The sequence below is a fragment of the Vibrio cincinnatiensis genome (genome assembly GCF_022113815.1).
Lineage (GTDB): Bacteria > Pseudomonadota > Gammaproteobacteria > Enterobacterales > Vibrionaceae > Vibrio > Vibrio cincinnatiensis_A.
Genome location: NZ_SGOM01000003.1, coordinates 270,352 through 293,864 on the forward strand (window position 1 = coordinate 270,352; position 23,513 = coordinate 293,864).

Consider the following 23,513-nt stretch of genomic DNA (forward strand, 5'->3'; position numbering starts at 1 on the left):
CAAGAGATTAAAAGATCATTCTCCCTTTTAAATAGCGAATATTTGCCATCAACAACCCATATGGCACGAGTTGTTGATAAGGCTGTCTAGAATGGCTAATAAGCTAACGTAAACTCTTCCACTAGCGTTTTTAACTCGCTGGCAAGGCGAGCAATATCAGTACTAGAAGCGCGTGTTTGATCAGCCGCGGCAGCATTCTCTTCAGCAACCTGCTTAACATTAATGATGTTTTGATTGATGCTTTCAGAAACAGAGCGTTGCTCTTCAGAAGCACTGGCAATCTGAATATTCATCTCAGTAATCACATCTACCGCTTCAGTAATAGAATTAAGAGCAGCACTGGTTCTACGTGCGAGGTCGACACATTCATCAACTTGTACTGAACCCTGCTTCATCGAATCGACAGCAACTTGTGTCCCCTGTTGGAGCTGAACAATGATTTGTTCAATTTCAGACGTTGAATTTTGAGTACGAGATGCCAGTGAGCGAACCTCATCCGCAACAACAGCAAAACCTCGCCCAGCCTCTCCGGCTCTAGCGGCCTCAATAGCCGCATTCAAAGCAAGTAGGTTGGTTTGATCTGCGATTTCTTTAATAACATTGAGAATAGAACTGATATTGAGCACTTCCTGCTCAACATGGTGAACATTATCGGATGAGTCATTAACTATCTGGGCTAATGTATCAATCGAATTGACGGTATTATTGACAATTTTAGCACCACTTTCTGCTTCATCCGCAGCCACATGAGCAGAGTCAGAAGCTTGCGCCGCATTGTTGGCTACCTCAGCAACCGTTGCAGTCATTTGATTAATAGCGGTCGCAACTTGTTCGGTTTCTTCTTCTTGCGACATGATTCCACTGGTTGTTTGCTCTGTCACAACCGCCAGTTCTTGAGAAGAAGAAGCGAGTTCTTCACTAGCACGAGTGATAGTTATCATCATTCGATTTAAACGAGAAGCGGCCATTTGAACAGCATTCAGCAACATTCCCATTTCATCTTCACTGGTTTTCCCTACCTGAATAGACAAATCGCCATCTGCTAATTTTTTTGCAAAATCAACAGCAAGATAAATCGGCTTAGTAATATTAATAGTAATAATATAGGTACTAATAATACCAGCAATGACAGCAATAGAATAAAAGGTCAAACTAAAACGGATGCTACTTGCTATAGACTCAATAACACTAGCACCAAGATCATCTAATTGTGCCTTAAAGGATTGTTCCATTCCTTTAATGGCTGTAAATAGCTCACCACTGGTAACATCAATATTGCTGTTAGCAAGGTCAATATCATCTACAATCCCTTTACTGATATTACCTTGTTGAGATAAGTAGCGGATCTTGTCATTCAATAAAACATAATGTTCATTATCCGATAATTTTTTGCCAACAGCATCCAACTCTTGTTTAACAATATGCATTTGATCGTTGAATTTATTAAATTCAAGTTCTCGTGAAGTAGCAATAAAGATATCTAATTTACTAAATGTAATTTCCATATCCGTTGCTATCTTAGATAGTGATAGCGTTAATGAATCATCATTAATATCAAGAGTATAATCTTGTAAAACCTCAATATAATGACTAATTTCCTTCATTGTAGGAGCAATTTCAGATTCATAAAGCGTTGACTCTTTACGATATAAATTAACAATATCCTTACTTCGATCTTCATAGATTACGATTGATTTTTTAACAATATCGACTTTTTCTCTATTCTCTACTTTACGAAGGAGGCTTTTTAAATAATCGAGCTGATCACGAACATCTGTTAAATCGCTTGAAAAGTTTTTAAGAAATGATTCATCTTTAGATAGGATGTATTTATCAACAGAACCATTAATTGAACCAATCGTTGAGGAAATGTCAGAAACTAAATTGTTTTGCTTAACCAATAACTGATAGTTATCGATACTGTTGTCTGCATCATTCAAACTGGATAATGTAATCATAACTGCCACGGATAGAAGTACAATCACACAACCAAATCCGAGCGCAATCTTAGTTGCAACTTTTAAATTTTTAAACATGAGAAATTTCGACACCTTACGATAAAAAATCAAATGTTTATTGTTTGGCCTGCTTTCATTTCGTAAAAGCTATCATTTAAATTAACTGCTTAAATTTATAGTAATAACATGAATTATTCACACCAAAACTCATTAGCTTGATTGATAATCATCACATTAAACCATTATTTATATTGTCAATTATTAACCAAACAACAGTGACATCGAACTTATTAAGCTACTTATGAATTATGTGAGATCGTTAACCATACTCTCATAAAGAATGAGCAAGAATCGTTCACTTTGTTTTTGTCAATAAGAATACTCCATTTTCAGGATATTCCTTCAAAATTATATCGTAGTTTGACTTTTTTTTATCTAAAAGCTTATAAGAAAACACAAAGATTAATAATGGAAATATAACTATTGGCGGTATTTTAGACAGAGACATGAGAAGAAAAGTTTGATTGATTACACAAACCTTATATCTGGCAATCGTTTACCATAGAGGTTACAGCCATTATTTTTAATGATAACTGTACTCATAGACGCATTTAAATACTGAGCTTTTCGGACAATTCACTCAATGAGAAAGCAATCGCTTTACCTGCAGTATCAAGGTGAATAACATCAGAATTCCAAGGCTCATAATATCGGGCTTGAACCTGTTGCCAAGTCGGCTGCTGTAGGGTCGAGATAGAACAACGCCGAGTGTTAATCCTATATTCATGTTCAGCTAAATCAGAACATCTTATTTCAATATTAATAAACCGAGCACCTGTACTTTCTGCTACCTCCTGCCATTCATGACGAGTGAGTGCTATTGGGTTACATGAATCAGCAATAACACAATTTCCCACGATAAGGTTGTCTTGCGCAATTCGATAACTCAGCCGATACCCCTCACTTTCAACCTTAAAATGGCATAAATCTCGCAGACCTTGCTCGACGGTGTCAATCCGCAAGTACACTGCACCGATTCGCTTAGCGAGCAATTGAGCTAATGTGGACTTCCCTGAGCCCGGAAGGCCAGAAAATATATATAATGTCGGAATACTCACTCTTACCTCCACTTCAGATCTAAGCGGCATTAAAGGATCAAGAATAGCACATGATGAATTTTCATCATGGATTTCTACTAGCACTGAGTTGCTTGTTCTAGAAATAGGGTGAGTGGTCATTGAAGCTCACGAACGAAACGCCCAAAGGCTAAAGCAAGAAAAAAACTGGAGTAAAAAGAAATGACGCACGGCACGAGACGCTTTACCGCAGAAAAAAGAAGCGTGGGGAAGATAAAAACAAAAAAAACGCCATAAGGCGCTTAATATTAAAAAAATGATAATTTATATAAGCCATTGGAGCGTGCGGCGGGAATCGAACCCGCATCATCAGCTTGGAAGGCTGAGGTAATAGCCATTATACGACGCACGCTTTGTTTGCTCTGGCTTGCTTACGGGATGTATATTGCCATATTTATGAGAAAAGAAAAGTCTTTTTTTTAGATTTTGTTTTGTTTGCTTGTAAAATAAACAAAATGATATCAATAGGTTACTTTTAAAGCACTCAGATAAAAAATAACCCCCCGTGAACGGGAGGTTAGGAGTCCGTCGTGACAGTGATTAAATCTGAGAAGCTTGGATATAGGCATCCAACTCTTGATTACTCACAACCGTGATCAGTTCATCATCTAAATAGAACGCCACCGTTTCTTCGCCTTTTGTACCACGAAGTATTTTATGAGTACCATCAACGTAAGTTACTTCCATTTGTAGAGTCTGCTCATCTATTTGTTGCATGGTCGCTTTTTCAATCGGCAACACTTGAGTCTGCAATGGTGCATCCGTCAAGCCACTGTTTAGCTGATCGTTCACTTTAATAATGGCATCAGCAGGCATATCCACAACCGCAGGTGATTTTCCTGTAATAATGTTAGTTCCTGTCCAAAATTCAATAGAGTTGAAAATCAGTAAGTCTGCCACACTGGCTAAACCATAAACAGGAGCAAGTAGTAAGAACAAACCTTCACGCGCATATCGGTTATCAACGATCTTTAAATTTGCTTTTGTCACCAGCCCAGTCGTGGCCATCTGCCCCATACAACCCGTTAGCATGCTAACACCTAGAGCAGCGGCGACTGCTATTTTTACTGCTTTCTTATTCATAATAATGTTTACCACTCAGTTTACGTGCTTTACCACAGATACGCCGCGATAATAGAGATTTGTACGCCCTGAAAAAATCTCTCATGCAAAATTTTACATGCTTCTGACTGACCACTGTAATTGACACCGCACACATCAACGGAACAAATAAATGCCACACCATCAATAACAGCCATTTTTCATCTCTGACAACTTCTTTTGCCAAAACAAGAAACTCACTTTGCTCTTAGATAATTTCCATACCATCAAAGCAAAATATTCGCATGCTCCCCTTATGCTTGCGTATACTTAGCACACATTCCATTATTTCTATGGCGAAATGAACTTACGCAAACTCTTCATTATTAGCTTAGTTACCCTTTTCTCTGGCTGTGCTGTTTTAGCAAGCCTCAACTATGATCAACTGTTTGGGAAACCTCAAGTAAGAGAGCGCCAAGCTCCTCTAGATTCCGCTGCTGCTCATTTTTTTCTTGATCAAGTCAAACCGATTATTGATAAACGCTGTGTGGTCTGCCATGCCTGCTACGATGCGCCATGTCAACTAAAGATGTCTTCCGTTGAAGGCATTGATCGAGGTGCCAGTAAAGAAAAAGTTTACCAAGGTACACGCTTAACGGCGGCATCCCCCACTCGGTTATTTGAAGATGCTCAACTCACTAAAGAATGGCGGGAGTTTAATTTCCACCCTATCCTCAATGAACGGGAACAGTCACCCAATGCCAATTTGCAAGCTGGTTTGATGGCCCGTTTATTGATGCAGAAAGAGGCCCACCCCCTCCCGAAACAAACTCAGTTGGAAGGGTTTGACTTCTCAATTGATCGTGAAGAACAATGCGTTGCGATAGAAGAATATGAACAATACCAAACCCTGTACCCTGACTGGGGAATGCCATTTGGGATGCCCAACTTAGCTCAATCCGATTACCAAACATTAATGACCTGGTTAGAAAATGGCGCAATCATGAATGCCCACCTTCCACTCACCAAGCAGCAGCAAAGTTTAGTCACGCAATATGAAGCTTTTCTGAATGCGGACGCGCTAAAGAATCAATTAGCAGCTCGCTATATTTATGAGCATTTATTTCTCTCTCACCTCTATTTTTCAGATCTAGCAGAACCTCGATTTTTTACACTCGTTCGTTCGGCAACCCCTCCAGGTCAACCCGTAAAACGGATTGCTACTCGCCGACCTTATGATGATCCAAACGTTGAGCGCGTCTACTACCGTTTGATTCCAGAGCAAAGTACGATCGTTGATAAAACCCATATGCCTTATGCCCTCTATCCACAACGGATCACAGATTGGACAGCATGGTTTATTGACGCTGATTATTCCGTCACTCAACTGCCGAGCTATCAACCTTCCATTGCTGCCAACCCCATGACGGCATTTATTGATTTACCCGTACAATCACGCTTCAAGTTTATGCTTGATAATGCGCAAAATACCGTGATGGCCTTTATTAAAGGACCAGTATGCCGAGGACAGTTAGCACTCAATGTCATTAACGACCGTTTCTGGGTCTTTTTCTTAGATCCTGATAAAGCCGATATACCTGAAGTTAATGAATTCTATCGATCTCAAGCAGAAAATTTAAAACTGCCCGCAGAGTTAGAAAGTAACACACTGCCATTAACGCATTGGGTTCGCTATGCCAAGCAACAAGCGCGGTATCTAGAGGCGAAGTCCGAATTCATCAATCATTGGTTTAAAGATGGCACCTACTTAACCACCAATCTCATTTGGGATGGTAATGGAACCAATCCGAATGCAGCATTAACGATTTTCCGTCACTTTGACAGCGCTTCCGTCGTGCAAGGTTTGGTTGGGGAAAAACCCAAAACCGCATGGGTGATTGACTACGCACTACTTGAGCGCATTCATTACTTGTTGGTCGCAGGTTTTGATGTATATGGTAATTTTGGCCACCAATTAATTACCCGCATGTTTATGGATTTTTTACGTATGGAAGGAGAAAGCAACTTTGTCTCTTTCTTACCTCGTGAGGTTCGTCACATAGAAATGTCCAGTTGGTACCAAGATCAAAGCCCACAACTGTCTGATTTTTTATTGAAAAATGTCACGCCATTTGATCAACCAAGCCAGGTGAATTACACCACGACTCAGTACAAATCCGAGCTATTCGATAAGCTAAAAGCGCATGTGCATCCGATTTTAAGCACGCGTTATGAGATTGTGGATACCGGATTACTCCCTGAGCATGAAAAAGCACTAGCCAGTATCAATAAAATTAAAGGTTCTGGATTAAAAGCAATCCCGCAAATCATGATGTTGATGATCGACAACCTCGATGGGCAATCGCAATTGTTTACGCTGCTGCATAAAAACGCGCATACCAATATTTCTAGCCTGTTTGATGAAGAAAAAAACCGTGATTACGCCAATGATGACCTAACCCTAGTGCGTGGCGTTGTTGGTAGTTATCCTGCGGCTTACTTGAAGCTCAATGAACAACAAGTACCAGAATTAGTTTCACGGTTACAACGTTTAAGTAATGAACAAGATTATATCGCATTGCTGGACCGGTTCGCTGTCCGTCGTAGCGCTGATGATTTTTGGTCTTTTAGTGATAAAGTCCACGCTTGGTATCAGCAAGATCAGCCGATTGAATTTGGTCTACTCGACTATAACCGCTTCGAAAACCGTTAATATTCATAGAAAGGCCCCAATGTGAATTAGCGCGAATAGGCTGCTTGTTCAAATTGAAGGGCCTCAGCAAAATTGGAAAACTGGGTATATACTAACCAAGAATGACCAGTGACACTCCCAACTCAAGTGAATAACAGGAGGTGTGAGATGAGCATTAGAGACAGCATTGATGTACTCGAACAACAAATCTATGTGGCTTGTTCAGAAGGCGATTATCAAACCGTCAATCAACTTGAGAAGCAATTAGAGCAATTACGTGGGGAAATTGAACATGCTTTTGATGATGACCCATATGCACTCGAAGGGCGTACATTTATTGATGATGATTGGCGATAGAAACGTAAAGGGAGCGCTTAAGCTCCCTTTCTATCTTTGCTAGAAAAATCGAATAGCGCTACGGCCACCGTTGGTGCTAGGTGGCGTCTCTTCAATCGTCTCTTTCGCCTTTGCTTGTGTTTTATTCGGCTGCTTTTTTTTATTTGTGGATTTTTTTTCTTGTTTTTTACTGAGCTTGCGCTCTTTAGGTTTACTCATCCTAGATGAAGGTGTTTTTTCCTTAGTTGAACCTTTAGCTGGCTTTTGGGGTTCAGCTGGCTCACTGATTGGAGCTTCACAAATCACTAAATAATATTCTTGGTTAAACTCAACCAAATCTCCATCATAAAGCTTTCTACGCTTACGAGTCTCTAACTCACCATTTACGGCAACGTAGCCTTCTGCGATGGCATACTTCGCTTCGCCACCTCCACTAACCGCATTCGCAAGTTTTAAAACTTTATATAGTTCAATTGGTTGAGTATCAACCTCAATACCTATTGCTTCGATTTCAATTTCTTGCTGATCGTCGTTCATCTGACTCATGGTCGTTCTCACTCAATATTTACCGCTAGTGTATACCGAATAGCAGATTTACTGAATCTCACCTTAAAAACAAAATCAACATGAAGACAGCCGTACTAAAGTTTGAGTATAAGGGTGACTTGGGGCAGAAAAGAGTTGGTCCGTTGGCCCTTGCTCTACAATTTCCCCTTGCTTCATCACAATGGTGTAATGGCATAATGATTTCACCACATTTAAATCGTGACTGATAAATAAGTAAGTTAACCCATATTTTTCCTGTAGTGACTTTAACAGATCCAGCACTTGAGCTTGGACAGTGCGATCCAACGACGAAGTCGGCTCATCGAGTAAGATAAATTCCGGTTTTAATACCAACGCTCGGGCTATTGCAATGCGCTGCCGCTGCCCTCCTGAAAATTCATTGGGATAACGGTGACGGGTATTTGGATCCAGTCCAACCTCTTCCATCGCTAAACAGATAGCTTCATCGATTTCTGTGAGAGAGAGTTGGCTATGCACTGTCAGCCCTTCGCCAATCACTTGAGCCACCGACATGCGAGGGTTTAACGCGGAAAAGGGATCTTGAAAAACCACCTGCATTTTACGCCGAAATGGCAACATCGCCTGCCTATCAAGTGATTGGATAGTCTGATCGGCATAACGAATCTCACCACTCGAATTGACCAACCTTAATACCGCCATGCCTGTGGTCGATTTTCCTGAGCCACTTTCCCCAACTAATCCAATCGCATGCCCTTGACGCAACTTAAATGTCATCCCTGTCACCGCTTTGACGTGATCCATGGTGCGTTTAAAAATCCCGCCTTTAATTGGAAACCACACATTCATTTGCTGAGTTTCTAATAAAACTGGGTTATTTTTATTGACGGCAACCGGTGTGCCACGCGGATCTGATTCAATCAGTAATCGGGTATAAGGATGCTGTGGCGCAGAAAATAATTCCGCACAGCGATTTTGTTCAATCACTCGTCCCTCTTGCATCACCGCAACACGATCCGCAATACGTCGAACAATGCTTAAGTCATGAGTAATGAACAGCATCGCCATACCCAGCTCTTGCTGCAAAGATTTGAGCAAATCTAAAATCTGCGCCTGAACCGAAACATCCAACGCCGTGGTTGGCTCGTCGGCAATCAAGAGTTCGGGTTCATTGATCAACGCCATCGCAATCATCACCCGCTGCCGCTCTCCTCCAGATAATTCATGAGGATAAGCATTAATTTTCACCTGTGGTTGTCGAATCCCGACTTTTTCTAACCAAGTCATGGCTAAGGATTCTGCGTTGCGTTGACGCATCCCACGGTGAATCGCTAAAGTTTCTACGAGCTGTTTACCAATTTTATGCAGCGGATTCAGTGACACCATAGGTTCTTGGAAAATCATGCCTATCCGTCCCCCGCGAATACCCCGCAGTTGACGCTCTGAACAGGCTAATAGATTCAATCCCGCAAACGTGATCTTACCCTGCTGATAATGTGCTGAACCTTTCGGTAAGAGTTTTAAAATAGCGTTGGCTGTGACTGATTTGCCAGAACCACTCTCCCCCACTAATGCTAGCGTTTCCCCTTTATGAATAGAGAGGGAAACTTGATGAGTCACCGTTTCTATCGCTTGTGCTCGACCAAATCCAATCGAGAGATCGGTAATGGTTAATAATGGTTCGCTCATTAGCCTCTTCCTTGCACATGTGGATCAAACGCATCACGAACCGCTTCACCAATAAAAACCAGCAGTGTGAGCATCAGAGATAAAACTGCGAACGCCGAAATACCCAACCACGGGGCTTGTAAATTCGCTTTGCCTTGCGCTAATAATTCGCCTAGTGAGGGTGAACCCACTGGCAAGCCAAAACCGAGAAAGTCCAGTGAGGTTAAAGTGGTGACTGAACCCGATAAAATAAAAGGCATCATAGTGAGTGAGGCAACCATGGCATTGGGTAACATATGTCGGAAGATGATTCGGGTATCTTTTACTCCCATCGCTTGCGCTGCACGAATATAATCAAAGTTACGGCAACGCAAAAACTCCGCGCGTACCACCCCCACCAAGCTCATCCAACTAAATAACACCATGATCCCAAGTAACCACCAAAAGTTGGGTTCGACAAAACTGGAGAGGATAATTAACAAGAATAAAGTTGGCATGCCTGACCAGACTTCAATAAAGCGTTGTCCGAACAGATCCAACCAGCCGCCGTAGTAGCCTTGGGTTGCTCCCACCAAAACACCAATCACCGATGAAATAATCGTTAATGCAAAGCCGAATAATACTGAAACCCGAAAACCGTAGATAATTCTGGCTAATACATCACGCCCTTTATCATCCGTACCTAACCAGTTAACAGAATCCGGTGCAGAAGGCACCGAGCCGACCACATTGAGATTGATGGTATCGTAGCTAAACCGAATCGGCGCCCAGATGAGATAGCCTTTTTGCTCAATTAATTCCACGACGTAAGGGTCGGTATAATCCGCTTCTGTTTCGAATTCGCCCCCAAAGCGGGTTTCTGCATATTGAGTAACGACAGGGAAAAACCACTGATGGTCATAAGAGACCAGCAGCGGTTTATCATTGGCAATAATTTCAGCAAACAGACTCACGATAAAGAGCAGCGAAAAAATCCACAGCGAATAGAAACCTCGCCGATGAGATTTAAACCTTTGCCAGCGCGCCTGAGTTAATGGATTAATCATTGATTTCTTTACCATGCTTAGCGCGCCTCAAAATCAATACGTGGATCCACCCAAGTGTAGGTAAGATCGGAAATAATACTGAGCAGTAACCCAAGTAATGTCATGATATAGAGTGAGCTGAATACGACGGGATAGTCGCGTTGAATGGTTGACTCAAACCCGAGCAAACCGATGCCTTCTAAAGAGAACATCACTTCAATCAACATCGATCCAGTAAAGAAAATACCGATAAAGGCGCTAGGAAAACCCGCAATGATGATCAACATGGCATTGCGAAAGACGTGTTTATATAAAATAGTCCGTTCATCCAACCCTTTGGCTCGTGCAGTGACCACATATTGCTTATTGATCTCATCAAGAAAGGAGTTTTTCGTCAGCATACTTAAGGTTGCAAACCCACCGATCACCATTGCAAAAATGGGCAGCGCCAAATGCCAAAAATAATCGAGTATTTTTTGATACCAGAGTAATTGTTCAAAATGATCAGACACTAATCCTCGTAGTGGGAACCAGCTAAAGTAGTTTCCGCTCGCAAAGAGAATAATCAAGATGATCGCAAATAAAAAACCGGGAATTGCATAACCGACAATCACCATGGCACTTGACCAGACATCAAAGCGAGAGCCGTGATGAATCGCTTTCATAATGCCAAGGGGAATGGAAATAAAGTAGATGATGAGCGTACTCCATAACCCCAGAGAAATAGAAACAGGCAGACGTTCTACGATCAAGTCAATCACATCCCCACCACGAAACAGACTCTCACCAAAATTAAAGGTCAGATAGTTTTTCAACATTTCAAAATAGCGTTGATGTATGGGCTTATCAAAACCAAACTGGCGTTTGATCTCCTCAACCACTTCGGGATCTAAGCCCCGTGAACCTTTATAACCTGAGCTATCATCCAGTTTGCTGGCGATAACTTCTTGCCCACCGCCTGTAAATCGTTCCATGATGCCAGAGGTGTGCCCTTCTAGCTGGGCAATCGCTTGTTCAACGGGGCCACCCGGCGCAATTTGAATAATAAAAAAATTGATGGTGATGATCGCCCACAAGGTGGGGATCACCAGCAATAAACGGCGAAAAATATACGCAGCCATGTCTACCTCTTAACGGCGTTTGGCAGGAAGTTTCTGCGCTTTCTGCTCAGAGATCCACCAAGTGTCTAGCCCTAAATCATAATCTGGCATCACATCTGGACGTTCAAATTTATCCCAACTGGCTACTCGATACATTCCGGTATACCACTGAGGAATTAGGTAAAAATTCCATTGTAAAACACGATCCAATGCTTTCCCTAATGCAGCTAACTGCGGTGGATTTTGTTGATTTTGGGCGATTTGCTCAGTGAGAGCATCAATTACCGGATCCTGAACCCCCGCGGTGTTATAGGTGGAATCCATATAACTTGAGTGCCAAACGATCAGTAAATTAGGGCTCGGATAAGGGTTGGCGAAAAAGCTGGATGAGACCATGTCAAAATCTCGATCACGCAGCCGTTTGGTATATTGCGTGGTATCAATAGTGCGAATCTTCATATCAATACCCATCAACTTTAAATTGCGCTGGATAGGAATGGCAATTCGCTCGGTCGTTGGGCTGTAAATGAGCAGCTCAAAGCTCATCGGCTCACCCGTTGCCACATTCTTCATCACTTTATCGCTCAGTTCCCATCCCGCTTCTTTTAGCAAGCGGAAAGCTTCTCGCATCTGTGGACGAATCCGACCGCTGCCATCGGTCACTGGTGGCTGATATTCTTGGGTAAAGACCCGAGCGGGGAGCTGATCTTTAAACGGTTCAAGTACCGCTAACTCTTGCTCACTCGGCAAGCCTTGTGCTTCATAAGGGGTGTTTTGGAAATAGCTACGGGTGCGGGAGTATTGATCGTAAAACATATTACGATTCATCCATTCAAAATCCATTGCGTAGTTTAATGCTTCACGTACTCGAACATCTTGGAAAATCGGCCGCTGAGTATTAAAAACAAATCCTTGAGTCGCGACAGGCGCATGGTGTGGGAGCTCTTCTTTCTTAATAAATCCCTTATCAAAATTGGCCCCCGTATAAGAAGTCGCCCAAAACTTAGCCTGACTCTCTTGGCGTAGATCAAACTCTCCCGCTTTAAACGCTTCGAGCATCACCGTATCATCACGATAATAGTCATATTGCACTTGCTTAAAGTTATTACGCCCAACGTTCACCGGTAGATCTTTCGCCCAATAGTCATCCACTAGCTGATAAGTGACACTTTGACCGGGTTTAAAATCCACCACACGATAAGGTCCACTGCCTACAGGAGGTTGATTTAAAGGTTCAGACAAGTTTTTATCTTGCCAAAAATGAGCCGGTAATACCCGCGTGGACTGAGCAAAACTAAAGAGCTTCTCACGATTCCCCTCTTTCATTTCAACTCGCACGGTACGCTTATTTAAGGCTTTCACCGATTTTATTTCTTGATAATACACTCGATACTGAGCGACACCTTCGGTCATAAATTTATCAAAGGTAAACTCCACATCATAAGCGGTGATCGGTGTACCGTCGTGAAAACGTGCCGCAGGGTTAATATCCAACTCAAGCCAGAGGTAATCGTCAGAATAACGGACTTTTTCGGCGATAAGTGGATAGTAGGTATCGATTTCATCGCTGGGGGAAAACATTAATGTGTCATATAATTCACCCGATCCCGCAGCCGCCACTCCACGTGAGGCATAACGGTTAAAATTATCAAAGGTGCCAATCTGCCCATAAGTGATTTTCCCATACTTGGGCGCTTGAGGATTCACATAATCAAAATGAGTAAAGTTGATCGGATATTTAGCCTTACCATAACCGACTAACTGGGTTGTCTCTATAACATCCGCCCAAACTATCTGACTGGATACGAGTAATAATGCCCCCAATACCCATCGTGAATATTTCCCCATTTAAACGTCCTTCTGGTTAACTGGTTGTCTTTCGTCTTATCCTATTGTTTTTACTATACTCAACTACAGGCAAGATACCAAAACATAACTAACAGGATTGGCTTTAATAACGGTATTTAAAGTGAATCTAGCTTGGCTTTAAAGCAATTCTTTGGCAATCAAGCGCAGTAAGAAAGTCTCTCTCTCAATGCTCATGCCTTTTTGTTGACTGTGTGCCATCGTCTGTTCGTTATGAGCAATGGCTTGATGAATATTCATCCAAATAGGTTTCATACCATTTTTAATTTCATAATCTTCAAAACGTGTTTGTCCAAGCTGGCGATCGACTTTACAGGTATAGCAGTAAGAAATCATATGCATCACATCGGCATCCTCTCGATACCAAGGACGAAATTCTTCATAGAGGCCATAGGGCTGGATCATCTGAATATTGTTTGCTCCTGTTTCTTCCTGTAATTCACGCACCATGGCTTGAATGACGTCTTCCTGCTCGTCAATTCCCCCGCCTGGTAAGGTGTAGTCATGATACCGCTCAGTATAAAGAAGTAAAATTTCTTCACCTTCTATGGCTATAGCTCGCGCTGCTTTGCGTTGCACTATTGAATGGTTGCTGAGGTTTTCGATCTCTGGATGAGTGGAAGTGTGTAAATGTCGCATGAATATCTCACTTTGCTCTTTGTGGTGAATGTTATCATGTAGACTAATCAGCGCACGGATCCGTTCATTATTTTTATCGGTAAATTATTGTAAACGACAACGATTATCATTGCCGAGGTGTGAAATTATCGTTATGGTAAGCCACATAAAGTCAGCGAGATAAATACTATGAGTAATCAAAATAATCAACGCCCTTCTTACCCTGTCACCGTGACAAAAACCGAACGAATATCTCCACATATTCAGCGTATTACCCTGCAAGGTTCAAGCATTGCTCACTTTGGACAAGAGAGCGAAGGTGGTTACATTAAACTGCTGTTTACACCACAAGGTTCCAGTGATCTCAGCCATCTTGGTAGTGAAGAACGCCCGATCATGCGCACCTATACGATTCGTCAGTTCGATCCTCAGAGTCATAGCCTTGTGGTCGACTTTGTTCGCCATATCAGCGACGATGTAACTTGTAGTTTTGCCTCTCGCTGGGCAGAAACCGTACAAGTGGGTGAAAGTATTTCCATTGCCGGCCCGGGTAAAAGCCAAGGTCCAAGCTGGCAAGCAGATTGGGTATGCTTAGTCGCAGATATGACGGCACTTCCCGCCTTGTCAGTGACGCTGGCTAGCCTTGATACGGAAGCAAAAGGCTATGCCGTGATAGAGATCAGCGATCCCGCCGATCAACAACCTCTAGCCGCTCCAACTGGTGTCAAAATTATATGGGTGAATAAAGCACAAGGGGAATCCTTAACTGAGGTTGTTAAAGCTCAGCCTTGGCTGCCGGGTCAGTGCGCCGTGTGGTGTGCCTGTGAATTTGATTCAATGCGAACGCTACGCCAATATTTTCGAAATGAACGAACGGTTGAACGGGAGTTTATTTATATCAGCAGTTATTGGAAAAATGGGGTAACAGAAGATGGTCACAAAGTGATCAAGCGCCAAGATGCTGAAGAAAACCGTTAACCGTTAATGATTTGCTTCCATATCAAAAACTACCTAGAACATGGCCTACGGGCCATGTTCTTATAACTCCAAGCTGCGAAGCCGATTCAAATTAAACGCGATGATAGATCCGGCTCTACTGAGTGTGATAACTCGGCCACTGATTCGATACTAATCGCATCATGTCGCCAATACTCAATATCACAATCGATTAACTCGCCATGTTGATTATAATTCACTCGCTCAACCACCGTTGCTGGTGTTCCCGTTGTCGCTCTCAATGCCTGCGCGGTTTCACCTAATAGTGAACTGGTTGTGATCCGATAACGAATTTTTTGATACTGCACCGAAAAATGAGTTCGATAAATGTCAGTCAGTGATTGTGATAAATCAAAATCTAACAAGTTAGGAAAATATTCTGGGCGAACGTAGTGAGTCACAAATACTACCGGACGGTTATCTAAATAACGAACACGATCAATACGATACACATCAGAAAATGGAGCTAACTGTAAAAGTTTGGATGCCTGCTTATTGGCCATCACCGCCTTCGCACTGAGCAGATCAGTTTTGGGTTGACGATGTTGCGCTAAAGCCATATTGGTAAAATTGAGCGTTTGAGTCGGGTCATAACGCAATGGTGGAGGGGAAATAAACCAGCCTCGGCGGTCTTCCCGATAAATTTTCCCTTCTGCTTCCAATAAAGAAAGTGCTTCACGCAACGTTACCCGAGTGGTATCAAAAGATTCAGCCAATTTGCGTTCAGCAGGCAACTTTTGTTTAGGCGCCAGCATGCCTGCTTCAATTTGCTCAACGATCGCATCTTTAATTTTAACGTACTGCACATCAGTCCTTAATTATGGGTTGCTTGCTTTTTGTCACGACACTTAGATGGTAAAAGCGCCCTAGCGTTTTCGCCAAGCTTGTGTTTTCACTATTAAACCATGTTCTATGATTAAATGAATCAGTTTCGCTAAGGTGGCAGAAAATAGGATCATAACCGCCATTGCCGCCGCGGATCCAGTTTGTCCGGCATCATCCATGTTTAATACAGAAACAGATGCCGGCATCGTTTCTGTCGAATAGAGAAAGACAACCGCAGACGTTGTAGTTAATGCATTAATAAACAAATAACAAGCAATATCTAAGATAGCAGGTAAGCAAACGGGTAGCGTCACTTTACACAATAAACGGTACTGTGGCAGTTTAATTGATGCTGCCGTCGCTTCCAACTCCTGTGGAATCTGTTTCAACGCTGTCAATGCCGTAATATGTCCAACGGTGTAGTAATGAACAATTGTATTCGCCACCAGCAAAAACATAGTGCCATACAAAGTGTTGAGCGGATTATTCCCATCATTAAAATAAAAAATATACCCAAGCCCTAATACCATCCCCGGTACAGCCATTGGAACAATACTCAACATTTGCATGACTTGGCGAAGCCCAGGAAAAGCACGACCCCGTTCTATCGCATAAGCATTAACAAAAATAACCACTGTTCCAAAGAATGCCGTAAAAAACGCAAGTGTTAGTGAATTAAAATAAGGGGCCCAACCATAAGTACTGACTCGGCTAAACTGATAATGGCTAAAGGTTAATGCTGTATTCCAAGGCCAAAATGTAACCAAAGAACCATAAATAGCCATCCCCAAAACAAGCACAATAGCGCTACAAATAATAAGACAATAGGAAAAACACAAAGTGTCACGTACTGGGTTTGGCTTAGGTTGATACGCAATAGAACGAGTATCAAATAAACTTTTCTGCTTTCTTTGTACCCATCGGTCAACAGTAAATGCAAGCGCAGCAGGTAGTAGCAGTAATAGGCTAGTCACCGCTCCCATCGAAAAATTTTGTTGTCCCACCACTTGTTTAAAAATGTCGGTCGCTAAAACATTAAAGCTCCCTCCAATGACTTTCGCTACCCCAAAATCACAAACCACAAGCGTAAAAACAATAATTAATGTGCTGATCAACCCATATTTCGCCGCAGGTAGTGTGACGGTAAAAAACACTTTCCAACCTGGGGTTTTCAATGACCTCGCCGCTTCATACAGACGCGCATCAGAGGTGCGCAGTGACGTCGACATAATCATCAAAGCGTGAGGAAACGTCCAAAATATCAGCCCTAAGCTGATGCCTAACATGCCATAAATAGACTGTTCCCCTAACCATGACTTAAAAAGCCCTTGGTTACCAAATAAAAAAATAAGGCTAATCGCAGGCAATAAAGAGGGCGCAAGAATGGGGGCACTTCCCAATATACGAAATACCCCTTTCATAGGCATACAAGAACGACTCAATGCATAGGCATAGCCAAACGCCAATAAGGTCACCCCTACCGTGATCATAACCCCAAGCGTAAAAGTATTCGTCACCGAGCCGAAAAGTGCGGAAGAAGAAAAATATTCGGCAAAATTTGCCAAACCAACAAATTCTCCCTGTTTACTCTGTAGCGACTTAACGAACATTGCCCATAATGGCATCAGTATAAACACGCTCATGAATGACAACACAAGCAGTAACGTCACCGCGAGAATGGCATTATCGCGGCTCACCCGCTGCCATAATATCTGAGATAAATGCGGTTTTCGGGTCGATAACGTCATCATTTTCACTGTATCCCCTTAGGCGGCAACGCGATTGAATTGTTCAGGGAAGTAAACTTGTACCGCCCCCTCTTTCAACATGAGATGGCGCATTTCCCCTTCTTTTAAACACCGTTGATGGGCTTCAGCGACAGGAATATCTACATAAACAGCTGGTAAGGATCGATCACCTTGGAACAGGCATTCCACTCGGTAAAAGGCTCCAAGAAACTCCAAACCACAAATTTTTACGGGGATGGTTTCGGGTCCATGTTCACCAAACATCAGTTGCTCTGGCCTTATCGCAAAATCAAAACGATCACCACGGCTAAGGGTGGCATTGGAGATAAGGGGAAGCGAGATAAGAGATTCTGCTACGCGAGCAATGGAAGAGGTGATCATCGAGCCAGGAATAAAGTTCATGTTTCCGATAAATTGAGCCACAAAGCGACTGGCTGGATGTTGGTAAATATCTTGGGGAGTGCCAATTTGCTCAATAACGCCATGATTCATAACAACAATACGATCAGCCATGGTCAAGGCTTCCTCCTGATCATGAGTCACCATGATGGTGGTGATCCCTAATCGACGCTGTAATTGACAGATTTCATTACGAAGATGAGTACGAACCTGTGCATCCAGTGCCGACAACGGCTCATCTAACAGCAATAACCCCGGAGACAAGGCCAAAGCACGAGCTAAAGCAACCCGTTGTTGTTGCCCACCCGATAATTGACTGGGGTACTTATGCCCTGCATTGGGTAAATCGATCATTATGAGCCATTGCTCAACCTTTTCTAATACTTCCTGTGTCGAGAAACCTTGGTTTCTTAACCCAATGGCAATATTTTCTTGTACCGTCAAATTGGGGAAAAGGGCATAAGATTGAAACACAATACCAAAATCTCGTTTCTCAGGTGGTGAAAAAGTAATGTCTTGTTGATGTTGGATAATGTGTCCAGCCGTTGGTAAGTCCAACCCTGCAATGGCTCGTAGTAACGTCGTTTTCCCACAACCCGAAGGCCCTAAAAAACAGATAAATTCTCCTTTTTTGACTTCAAGCTCTATCTCCTTTAGAGCAATGAACCCACCGAATTGCTTAGTCAGGTGGTGAATTTCAAGATAAGGGGTATTCATATCAATATCTCCAAATTGGTATAGTCCAAATATAATGTGCATTTGTGACATTACCATGACAACCCGATAAAACCTCAGTGAAAAAAGTGCCTATTCAGGAGAGGAGAACATAATGACAAATTCCCGATAGCATAAATGGCATTGCTATCAGGAATTCTAAGAGTGAATAAAAAAGATCTAGTGGTTAAGATTTAGGCTCTGATTTACTATCAAATTTTTCAGACCATACCTGCAATACTCGCTCACGTTCATTACCCATTTTGGTGAAATCCATCTTCGCCATCACTTTTTCTACATTCGGGTAATTCGGCACTAAGCGACTAACCGAGCTATGTCCAACAATTGGATACATCTCAATGTACAGCTCGTTAGCCGCTTTAGAGAGTGACCAATCCACCACTTTTTTTGCACTATCAGAGAGGTTCACTAAACCAACAGCTTCTGATTCCCAGCCAATACCGGGGGGAGTAATCACCTCAAGAGGTGCTCCTTGCGTTTTTAATTTAGCCCCTCGGCTGGCCATCGAAATACCAATAGCCACCTCACCCATTCCAGCTTGAACACAAGGTTTTGAACCCGAATGCGTATAATGGGCAATGTTCGTATTTAAACGTTGCATATATGCCCATGCTTGCTCTTCTCCCATGGTTTGCAACCAAGCAGAAACTTGCATGTATCCCGTTCCCGACGATGCGGGGTTAGGCATGGTAATATGCCCTTTATATATAGGGTTGGTTAAATCTTCCCAGCGTTGTGGTTTCGGTAAATGATGCTGCTTTGCAACCCTTTCATTGAAACAAATCGCATTAAAAAATGCGTCATTCCCATACCAAGCCGTATTTTCTTGTGGATCATTTAAGTGGCTACGTAAACTCTCACCCCCTTTCGGCGTATAAGGTATCAGAATGCCTTCTTTCTTCAGCAAAGCCATAGATGACCCAGCTAATCCCCACACCACATCAGCACGAGGGTTACTTTTTTCTGCTAATAATTTTGCAGTCATAATCCCTGTTGAATCACGCACCCATTTAATCTGAATATCCGGATTCTCTTTTTCAAAAGCCGATTTGTACTTTGCCAATACGTCATTTTCAAATGCGGTATACACGGTTACTTCTTGGGCGGAAAATGCTTGAACAGCAAAAAGAGCGGTAAAAGCAGTCAGCGTACTTTTTATCACACGAGGTTTCATCATCATCTCCAGTTTAAATCAATCTGGTATTAACCAGTTCAATTATCACGTTATCACCCCTATGTGACATTTCCATGACTTAAAATGATAAATTATTTAATATTTAATGTTGAAACATATGATAAATACCATATTTTATTTCATTCTTTTTCAATGAAATTTTTATGACACCTTTGGATCCGCTATTTACTGCGCTTAACTTCTTTTGCTAGATTAAACACACCATTTGGTATAGTCCATTTATGAGGTTATATGAAAAACGACTATATTTTGTTAACACCAGGCCCTCTTTCTACCTCCTCTCGTGTTCGAGAAGCGATGCTAAAAGATTGGTGTACTTGGGATGATGAATACAATATCGGTGTGGTAGAAAATATTCGCCAGACGCTAGTACAGCTTGCAACACAGAAAAATCACTACAGTGCAGTATTAATGCAAGGTAGTGGCACTGCTTCAGTAGAAGCCACCATAGGCAGTGCGGTAGGCCCAACCGATAAATTACTCGTGATCAATAATGGTGTTTATGGAGCCCGTATTGCCCAGATTGCTGATTACCTGAATATCCCTTGCTATAACTTATCATTGCCTGAAACCACGTTGCCAGATCTCAGTGAAATGAATGCTATTCTAGCGAGTGAACCGGACATTACTCATGTTGCCGTGGTTCACTGTGAAACAACAACGGGAATACTTAACCCGATAGCGGAAATTACCGCACTCGCAAAGGCCTATCAAAAAACCGTCATCGTGGATGCAATGTCTAGCTTTGGTGGCATACCAATGGATATTGGTGAGTTAGATATCGATTTTATGATCAGTTCGGCAAATAAGTGCATTCAGGGAGTCCCTGGGTTTGGCTTTATCATCGCCAAAAAGGAGGCGTTAAAACGTTGCCAAGGACAGGCTCGCTCACTGAGTTTAGATCTCTACGAACAGTGGAAGTGCATGGAAGAGAATCACGGGAAGTGGCGTTTTACTTCCCCCACACACACAGTGCGAGCGTTTTATCAAGCTTTGCAAGAATTGAAACAAGAAGGGGGGATTAACGTTCGTTTTATGCGCTATCACACCAATCAAACCATGTTAGTGAAAGGGATGCGAGATCTGGGTTTTGTCCCTCTCTTAAGTGATGAGCTCCATTCACCAATCATTACATCCTTCCATGCTCCCTCACATCCCGCATTTAATTTTGATTTATTTTATCAGCAGCTAAAGCAGCAAGGGTTTGTGATTTATCCCGGAAAGGTGAGCCATGCGGACGGCTTTCGGATTGGCAACATTGGCGAGATCTTCCCCAGAGATATCGAACGTTTTTTGAGCGCAATAAAACATGCCATGTACTGGGAAAAGTGCCATGAGCATACAGAATCTTCCCTGATTTCTGATCACTCTCCTTCTTTTTAACTGAGCAATAATAAGGACTCACTATGTCATCCCCCATACAAGCTGTGATTTTCGATTGGGCAGGCACCATTGTCGATTTTGGCTCCTTCGCCCCCACCACCATTTTTGTTGAGGCATTTAAGCAAGGTTTTGAGTTTGAGATCTCTCTTGCTGAAGCTAGAGTTCCCATGGGGTTGGGGAAATGGGAGCACATTCAAGCAGTTGGAGAATCACCCTCAGTTGCAAAACGCTGGAATAGACAGTTCGGACAGCCAATGAATAAGCGAGATGTTGACAAAATTTATGCCGCTTTTATGCCTTTGCAAATGGCTAAAGTGGTCGAATACGCAAAGCCTATACCCCATGCTATCCAAGTTGTGAACCAGCTAAAAGAACAAGGTATTAAGATTGGGTCTTGTTCTGGCTATCCTCGTCAAGTGATGGATATTTTAATCCCAGCCGCACAACGTTACGGTTACTCGCCTGACTGCATTGTCGCCACCGACGATCTTCCTCAAGGTGGACGTCCTGCACCCTATATGGCATTAAAAAATGTCATCGAGCTTGAAGTGACGAATGTCGGAGCATGCATCAAAGTTGATGATGCATTACCCGGCCTTGAAGAGGGAAAGAATGCCGGAATGTGGACAGTAGGAGTGCTACTTTCCGGTAATGAAGCAGGGCTAACAGAAGAGGCATTTCTTAACGCAGACCAAGCCACATTACACATTGCTCGCCATCAGGCGACCTGTAAACTTAGCCAAGCAAACCCACATTATCTCATTGATACTATTTATGATTTTCCAAACATAGTTAAAGAGATAGAAACGCGTATTCTGGCAGGAGAAAGGCCATAATGCTCACGTATTCAAAGTTGTGAACGAACAAAGAACACATCTTGTGAAATTCATGCTATGGTGTCACCATTCACTGGATATCACCGATATATTGGTTACAGACCGAGACAATTTAAATTAACAAAACCATGTGCATATTGATTGAATTTTATTGATATTCAGTTTATGTTCTATGCCATATTAGGTACTTAACAAAATGTACCCCCAAATCCGTTTTTATGCCGCCCTGATTCGTTCGGGGCGGTATTTCTTTTGGAGAAAATAAAATGCCAAACAATCATTCAATTATCGTGTCGACCCTCGACATGGATCGCATCAGCGCATTGATGGATAACATGCCTAAGTTATCTGCTGAACTGGAACGCTTAGAAGACGAGCTAGATCGTGCAACAGTACTCGCTCCTGAAGAAGTTCCAGCTAATGTCGTTACGATGAACTCAACCGTTAAGTTTAAATTTTTGGGCAACGATGAAATCATGCAAAAAAACCTAGTCTACCCAAAAGACTTAAAAACTAACGAAGATATCTCTATTTTTGCACCAGTAGGCAGCGCATTATTGGGCTTATCAGAAGGGCAACAACTTTCTTGGCCAATGCCAAGTGGTGGTGAAAGAACGATTGAGATCATTGAAGTCGTTTATCAGCCAGAACGAGAAGGTGAATATACTCGTTAATACCTGATACTTTGGTGCAAAGGACCCTCTTTGCACCAAGAGCGGTTGAGTTAAGCGAGTAAAATATTTTTTAACTCATATAAAGAAGCCACTTCATAGTGCGCATCAATCCCCTCTGGGCGAGGATGTTGATGAGCGTTCAACCAACAAGTTTCAATCCCAAAGTTAAGCCCACCCAAAATATCTGAATGTGGGTTGTCGCCGACCATCAGTACTTTTTCTTTTGAAGGGTTCCCCATTCTTTCCATCGCGTGCTCAAAAATACCCGCGTCAGGTTTGGCTATGCCGACTTGTTCAGAAATAACAATGTGCTCAAAATAAGCCGTCATCCCTGTTTTCGCTAAACGAACATCTTGCAGCTCGGTAAAACCGTTGGTAATAATGCCCAGCTTTGCTTTTCCTTTTAACGCATCTAATAACTCTTTTGCACCAGGCAACAAAGTACAAATATCGGCCATTGCAGTTAAAAAGGCACTGTTGAGCTCTGCAGTGGTCGTCTCTAATTTCTGAGCCCATGACTCGAAACGAATATGCTTCAGTTGCTCTGCGGTAATATCACCATTTTGGTAATCAACCCAAAGTGGTTTGTTGACTTGTTGATATTGATGAAAATCTTGCTCAGTAAAATCTACCCCCTTACGAGCAAACATCAATTGCATCCCTTTAAAGGCATCAAAATGGAATAAGGTTTCATCCGCATCAAACAAAATCCAATCGTACTTCATTACTTGCTCCTCAAAATTACCCGCTCAGTGTA

The 23,513-nt window shown here is 42.4% G+C and carries 20 protein-coding genes and 1 tRNA gene; 6 read left to right on the forward strand and 15 right to left on the reverse strand.

What is annotated here, in order from left to right:
- Positions 1–95 precede the first annotated feature (95 nt).
- From EXA13_RS06205 to EXA13_RS06220, 4 genes are all read right to left on the reverse strand, one after another.
- Complete coding sequence (locus tag EXA13_RS06205; RefSeq protein WP_238132408.1) at positions 96–2,036, reverse strand: HAMP domain-containing methyl-accepting chemotaxis protein; 1,941 nt, start codon at positions 2,034–2,036, stop codon at positions 96–98.
- A gap of 533 nt (positions 2,037–2,569) precedes the next feature.
- Positions 2,570–3,076, reverse strand: a complete 507-nt coding sequence (locus tag EXA13_RS06210; RefSeq protein WP_238132409.1) for an AAA family ATPase — start codon at positions 3,074–3,076, stop codon at positions 2,570–2,572.
- A 295-nt stretch (positions 3,077–3,371) separates the two neighbouring features.
- Positions 3,372–3,446 (reverse strand) — tRNA-Gly (locus EXA13_RS06215).
- A 188-nt stretch (positions 3,447–3,634) separates the two neighbouring features.
- The gene (locus tag EXA13_RS06220) at positions 3,635–4,177 is read right to left on the reverse strand and encodes a DUF3332 domain-containing protein (RefSeq protein WP_238132410.1); all 543 of its coding nucleotides are present in this window, start codon (positions 4,175–4,177) and stop codon (positions 3,635–3,637) included.
- 319 nt (positions 4,178–4,496) lie between these two features.
- Here EXA13_RS06220 and EXA13_RS06225 point away from each other — a divergent pair, with 319 nt between their 5' ends.
- The gene (locus EXA13_RS06225) at positions 4,497–6,848 is read left to right on the forward strand and encodes a fatty acid cis/trans isomerase (RefSeq protein ID WP_238132411.1); all 2,352 of its coding nucleotides are present in this window, start codon (positions 4,497–4,499) and stop codon (positions 6,846–6,848) included.
- 147 nt (positions 6,849–6,995) lie between these two features.
- Positions 6,996–7,184 carry a hypothetical protein gene (locus EXA13_RS06230; RefSeq protein ID WP_238132412.1) on the forward strand — a complete coding sequence of 63 codons (189 nt, stop codon included), beginning with the start codon at positions 6,996–6,998 and terminating at the stop codon, positions 7,182–7,184.
- Between the two features lie 39 nt (positions 7,185–7,223).
- Here the strand turns inward: EXA13_RS06230 and EXA13_RS06235 are convergent, their stop codons facing one another.
- The 6 genes from EXA13_RS06235 to EXA13_RS06260 all read right to left on the reverse strand — a co-directional run bounded on the left by EXA13_RS06235 (position 7,224) and on the right by EXA13_RS06260 (position 13,986).
- Positions 7,224–7,709, reverse strand: a complete 486-nt coding sequence (locus tag EXA13_RS06235; protein WP_238132413.1) for an RNA-binding S4 domain-containing protein — start codon at positions 7,707–7,709, stop codon at positions 7,224–7,226.
- Positions 7,710–7,784: 75 nt separating this feature from the next.
- Positions 7,785–9,377 carry an ABC transporter ATP-binding protein gene (locus tag EXA13_RS06240; protein WP_238132414.1) on the reverse strand — a complete coding sequence of 531 codons (1,593 nt, stop codon included), beginning with the start codon at positions 9,375–9,377 and terminating at the stop codon, positions 7,785–7,787.
- Positions 9,377–10,417 (reverse strand): ABC transporter permease, encoded by a 1,041-nt coding sequence (locus tag EXA13_RS06245; protein ID WP_238132415.1) that lies wholly within the window; start codon positions 10,415–10,417, stop codon positions 9,377–9,379. The genes EXA13_RS06240 and EXA13_RS06245 overlap by 1 nt, the downstream gene beginning before the upstream one ends.
- 2 nt (positions 10,418–10,419) lie before the next feature.
- Positions 10,420–11,502 (reverse strand): microcin C ABC transporter permease YejB, encoded by a 1,083-nt coding sequence (locus EXA13_RS06250; protein WP_238132416.1) that lies wholly within the window; start codon positions 11,500–11,502, stop codon positions 10,420–10,422.
- A 9-nt stretch (positions 11,503–11,511) separates the two neighbouring features.
- Entirely contained in the window at positions 11,512–13,329 is a 1,818-nt protein-coding gene (locus EXA13_RS06255; protein WP_238132417.1) for an extracellular solute-binding protein, read from the reverse strand.
- Positions 13,330–13,467: 138 nt separating this feature from the next.
- On the reverse strand, positions 13,468–13,986 hold the full coding sequence (locus EXA13_RS06260; protein WP_238132418.1) for an NUDIX hydrolase: 519 nt from the start codon (positions 13,984–13,986) through the stop codon (positions 13,468–13,470).
- A gap of 168 nt (positions 13,987–14,154) precedes the next feature.
- Between EXA13_RS06260 and EXA13_RS06265 the strand changes: the two genes are divergently transcribed.
- Positions 14,155–14,943: a siderophore-interacting protein gene (locus EXA13_RS06265; protein WP_238132419.1), complete on the forward strand. Its 789-nt coding sequence runs from the start codon at positions 14,155–14,157 to the stop codon at positions 14,941–14,943.
- Positions 14,944–15,029: 86 nt separating this feature from the next.
- Here the strand turns inward: EXA13_RS06265 and phnR are convergent, their stop codons facing one another.
- The 4 genes from phnR to EXA13_RS06285 form a co-directional block, all read right to left on the reverse strand.
- Entirely contained in the window at positions 15,030–15,767 is a 738-nt protein-coding gene (phnR, locus tag EXA13_RS06270) for a phosphonate utilization transcriptional regulator PhnR (protein WP_238132420.1), read from the reverse strand.
- Positions 15,768–15,827: 60 nt separating this feature from the next.
- Positions 15,828–17,537: a putative 2-aminoethylphosphonate ABC transporter permease subunit gene (locus EXA13_RS06275; protein ID WP_238132453.1), complete on the reverse strand. Its 1,710-nt coding sequence runs from the start codon at positions 17,535–17,537 to the stop codon at positions 15,828–15,830.
- Between the two features lie 15 nt (positions 17,538–17,552).
- The gene (locus tag EXA13_RS06280; protein WP_238132421.1) at positions 17,553–18,650 is read right to left on the reverse strand and encodes a putative 2-aminoethylphosphonate ABC transporter ATP-binding protein; all 1,098 of its coding nucleotides are present in this window, start codon (positions 18,648–18,650) and stop codon (positions 17,553–17,555) included.
- A gap of 184 nt (positions 18,651–18,834) precedes the next feature.
- Positions 18,835–19,842, reverse strand: a complete 1,008-nt coding sequence (locus tag EXA13_RS06285) for a putative 2-aminoethylphosphonate ABC transporter substrate-binding protein (RefSeq protein WP_430794470.1) — start codon at positions 19,840–19,842, stop codon at positions 18,835–18,837.
- A gap of 252 nt (positions 19,843–20,094) precedes the next feature.
- Here EXA13_RS06285 and phnW point away from each other — a divergent pair, with 252 nt between their 5' ends.
- The 3 genes from phnW to rnk all read left to right on the forward strand — a co-directional run bounded on the left by phnW (position 20,095) and on the right by rnk (position 22,756).
- The gene (gene phnW, locus EXA13_RS06290; protein WP_238132423.1) at positions 20,095–21,246 is read left to right on the forward strand and encodes a 2-aminoethylphosphonate--pyruvate transaminase; all 1,152 of its coding nucleotides are present in this window, start codon (positions 20,095–20,097) and stop codon (positions 21,244–21,246) included.
- A 23-nt stretch (positions 21,247–21,269) separates the two neighbouring features.
- Complete coding sequence (gene phnX, locus EXA13_RS06295) at positions 21,270–22,082, forward strand: phosphonoacetaldehyde hydrolase (RefSeq protein ID WP_238132424.1); 813 nt, start codon at positions 21,270–21,272, stop codon at positions 22,080–22,082.
- Positions 22,083–22,348: 266 nt separating this feature from the next.
- On the forward strand, positions 22,349–22,756 hold the full coding sequence (gene rnk, locus EXA13_RS06300; protein WP_238132425.1) for a nucleoside diphosphate kinase regulator: 408 nt from the start codon (positions 22,349–22,351) through the stop codon (positions 22,754–22,756).
- A 50-nt stretch (positions 22,757–22,806) separates the two neighbouring features.
- Here rnk and yjjG read toward each other — a convergent pair whose 3' ends face one another.
- Positions 22,807–23,481 carry a pyrimidine 5'-nucleotidase gene (yjjG, locus tag EXA13_RS06305; protein ID WP_238132426.1) on the reverse strand — a complete coding sequence of 225 codons (675 nt, stop codon included), beginning with the start codon at positions 23,479–23,481 and terminating at the stop codon, positions 22,807–22,809.
- Positions 23,482–23,513: the final 32 nt, after the last annotated feature.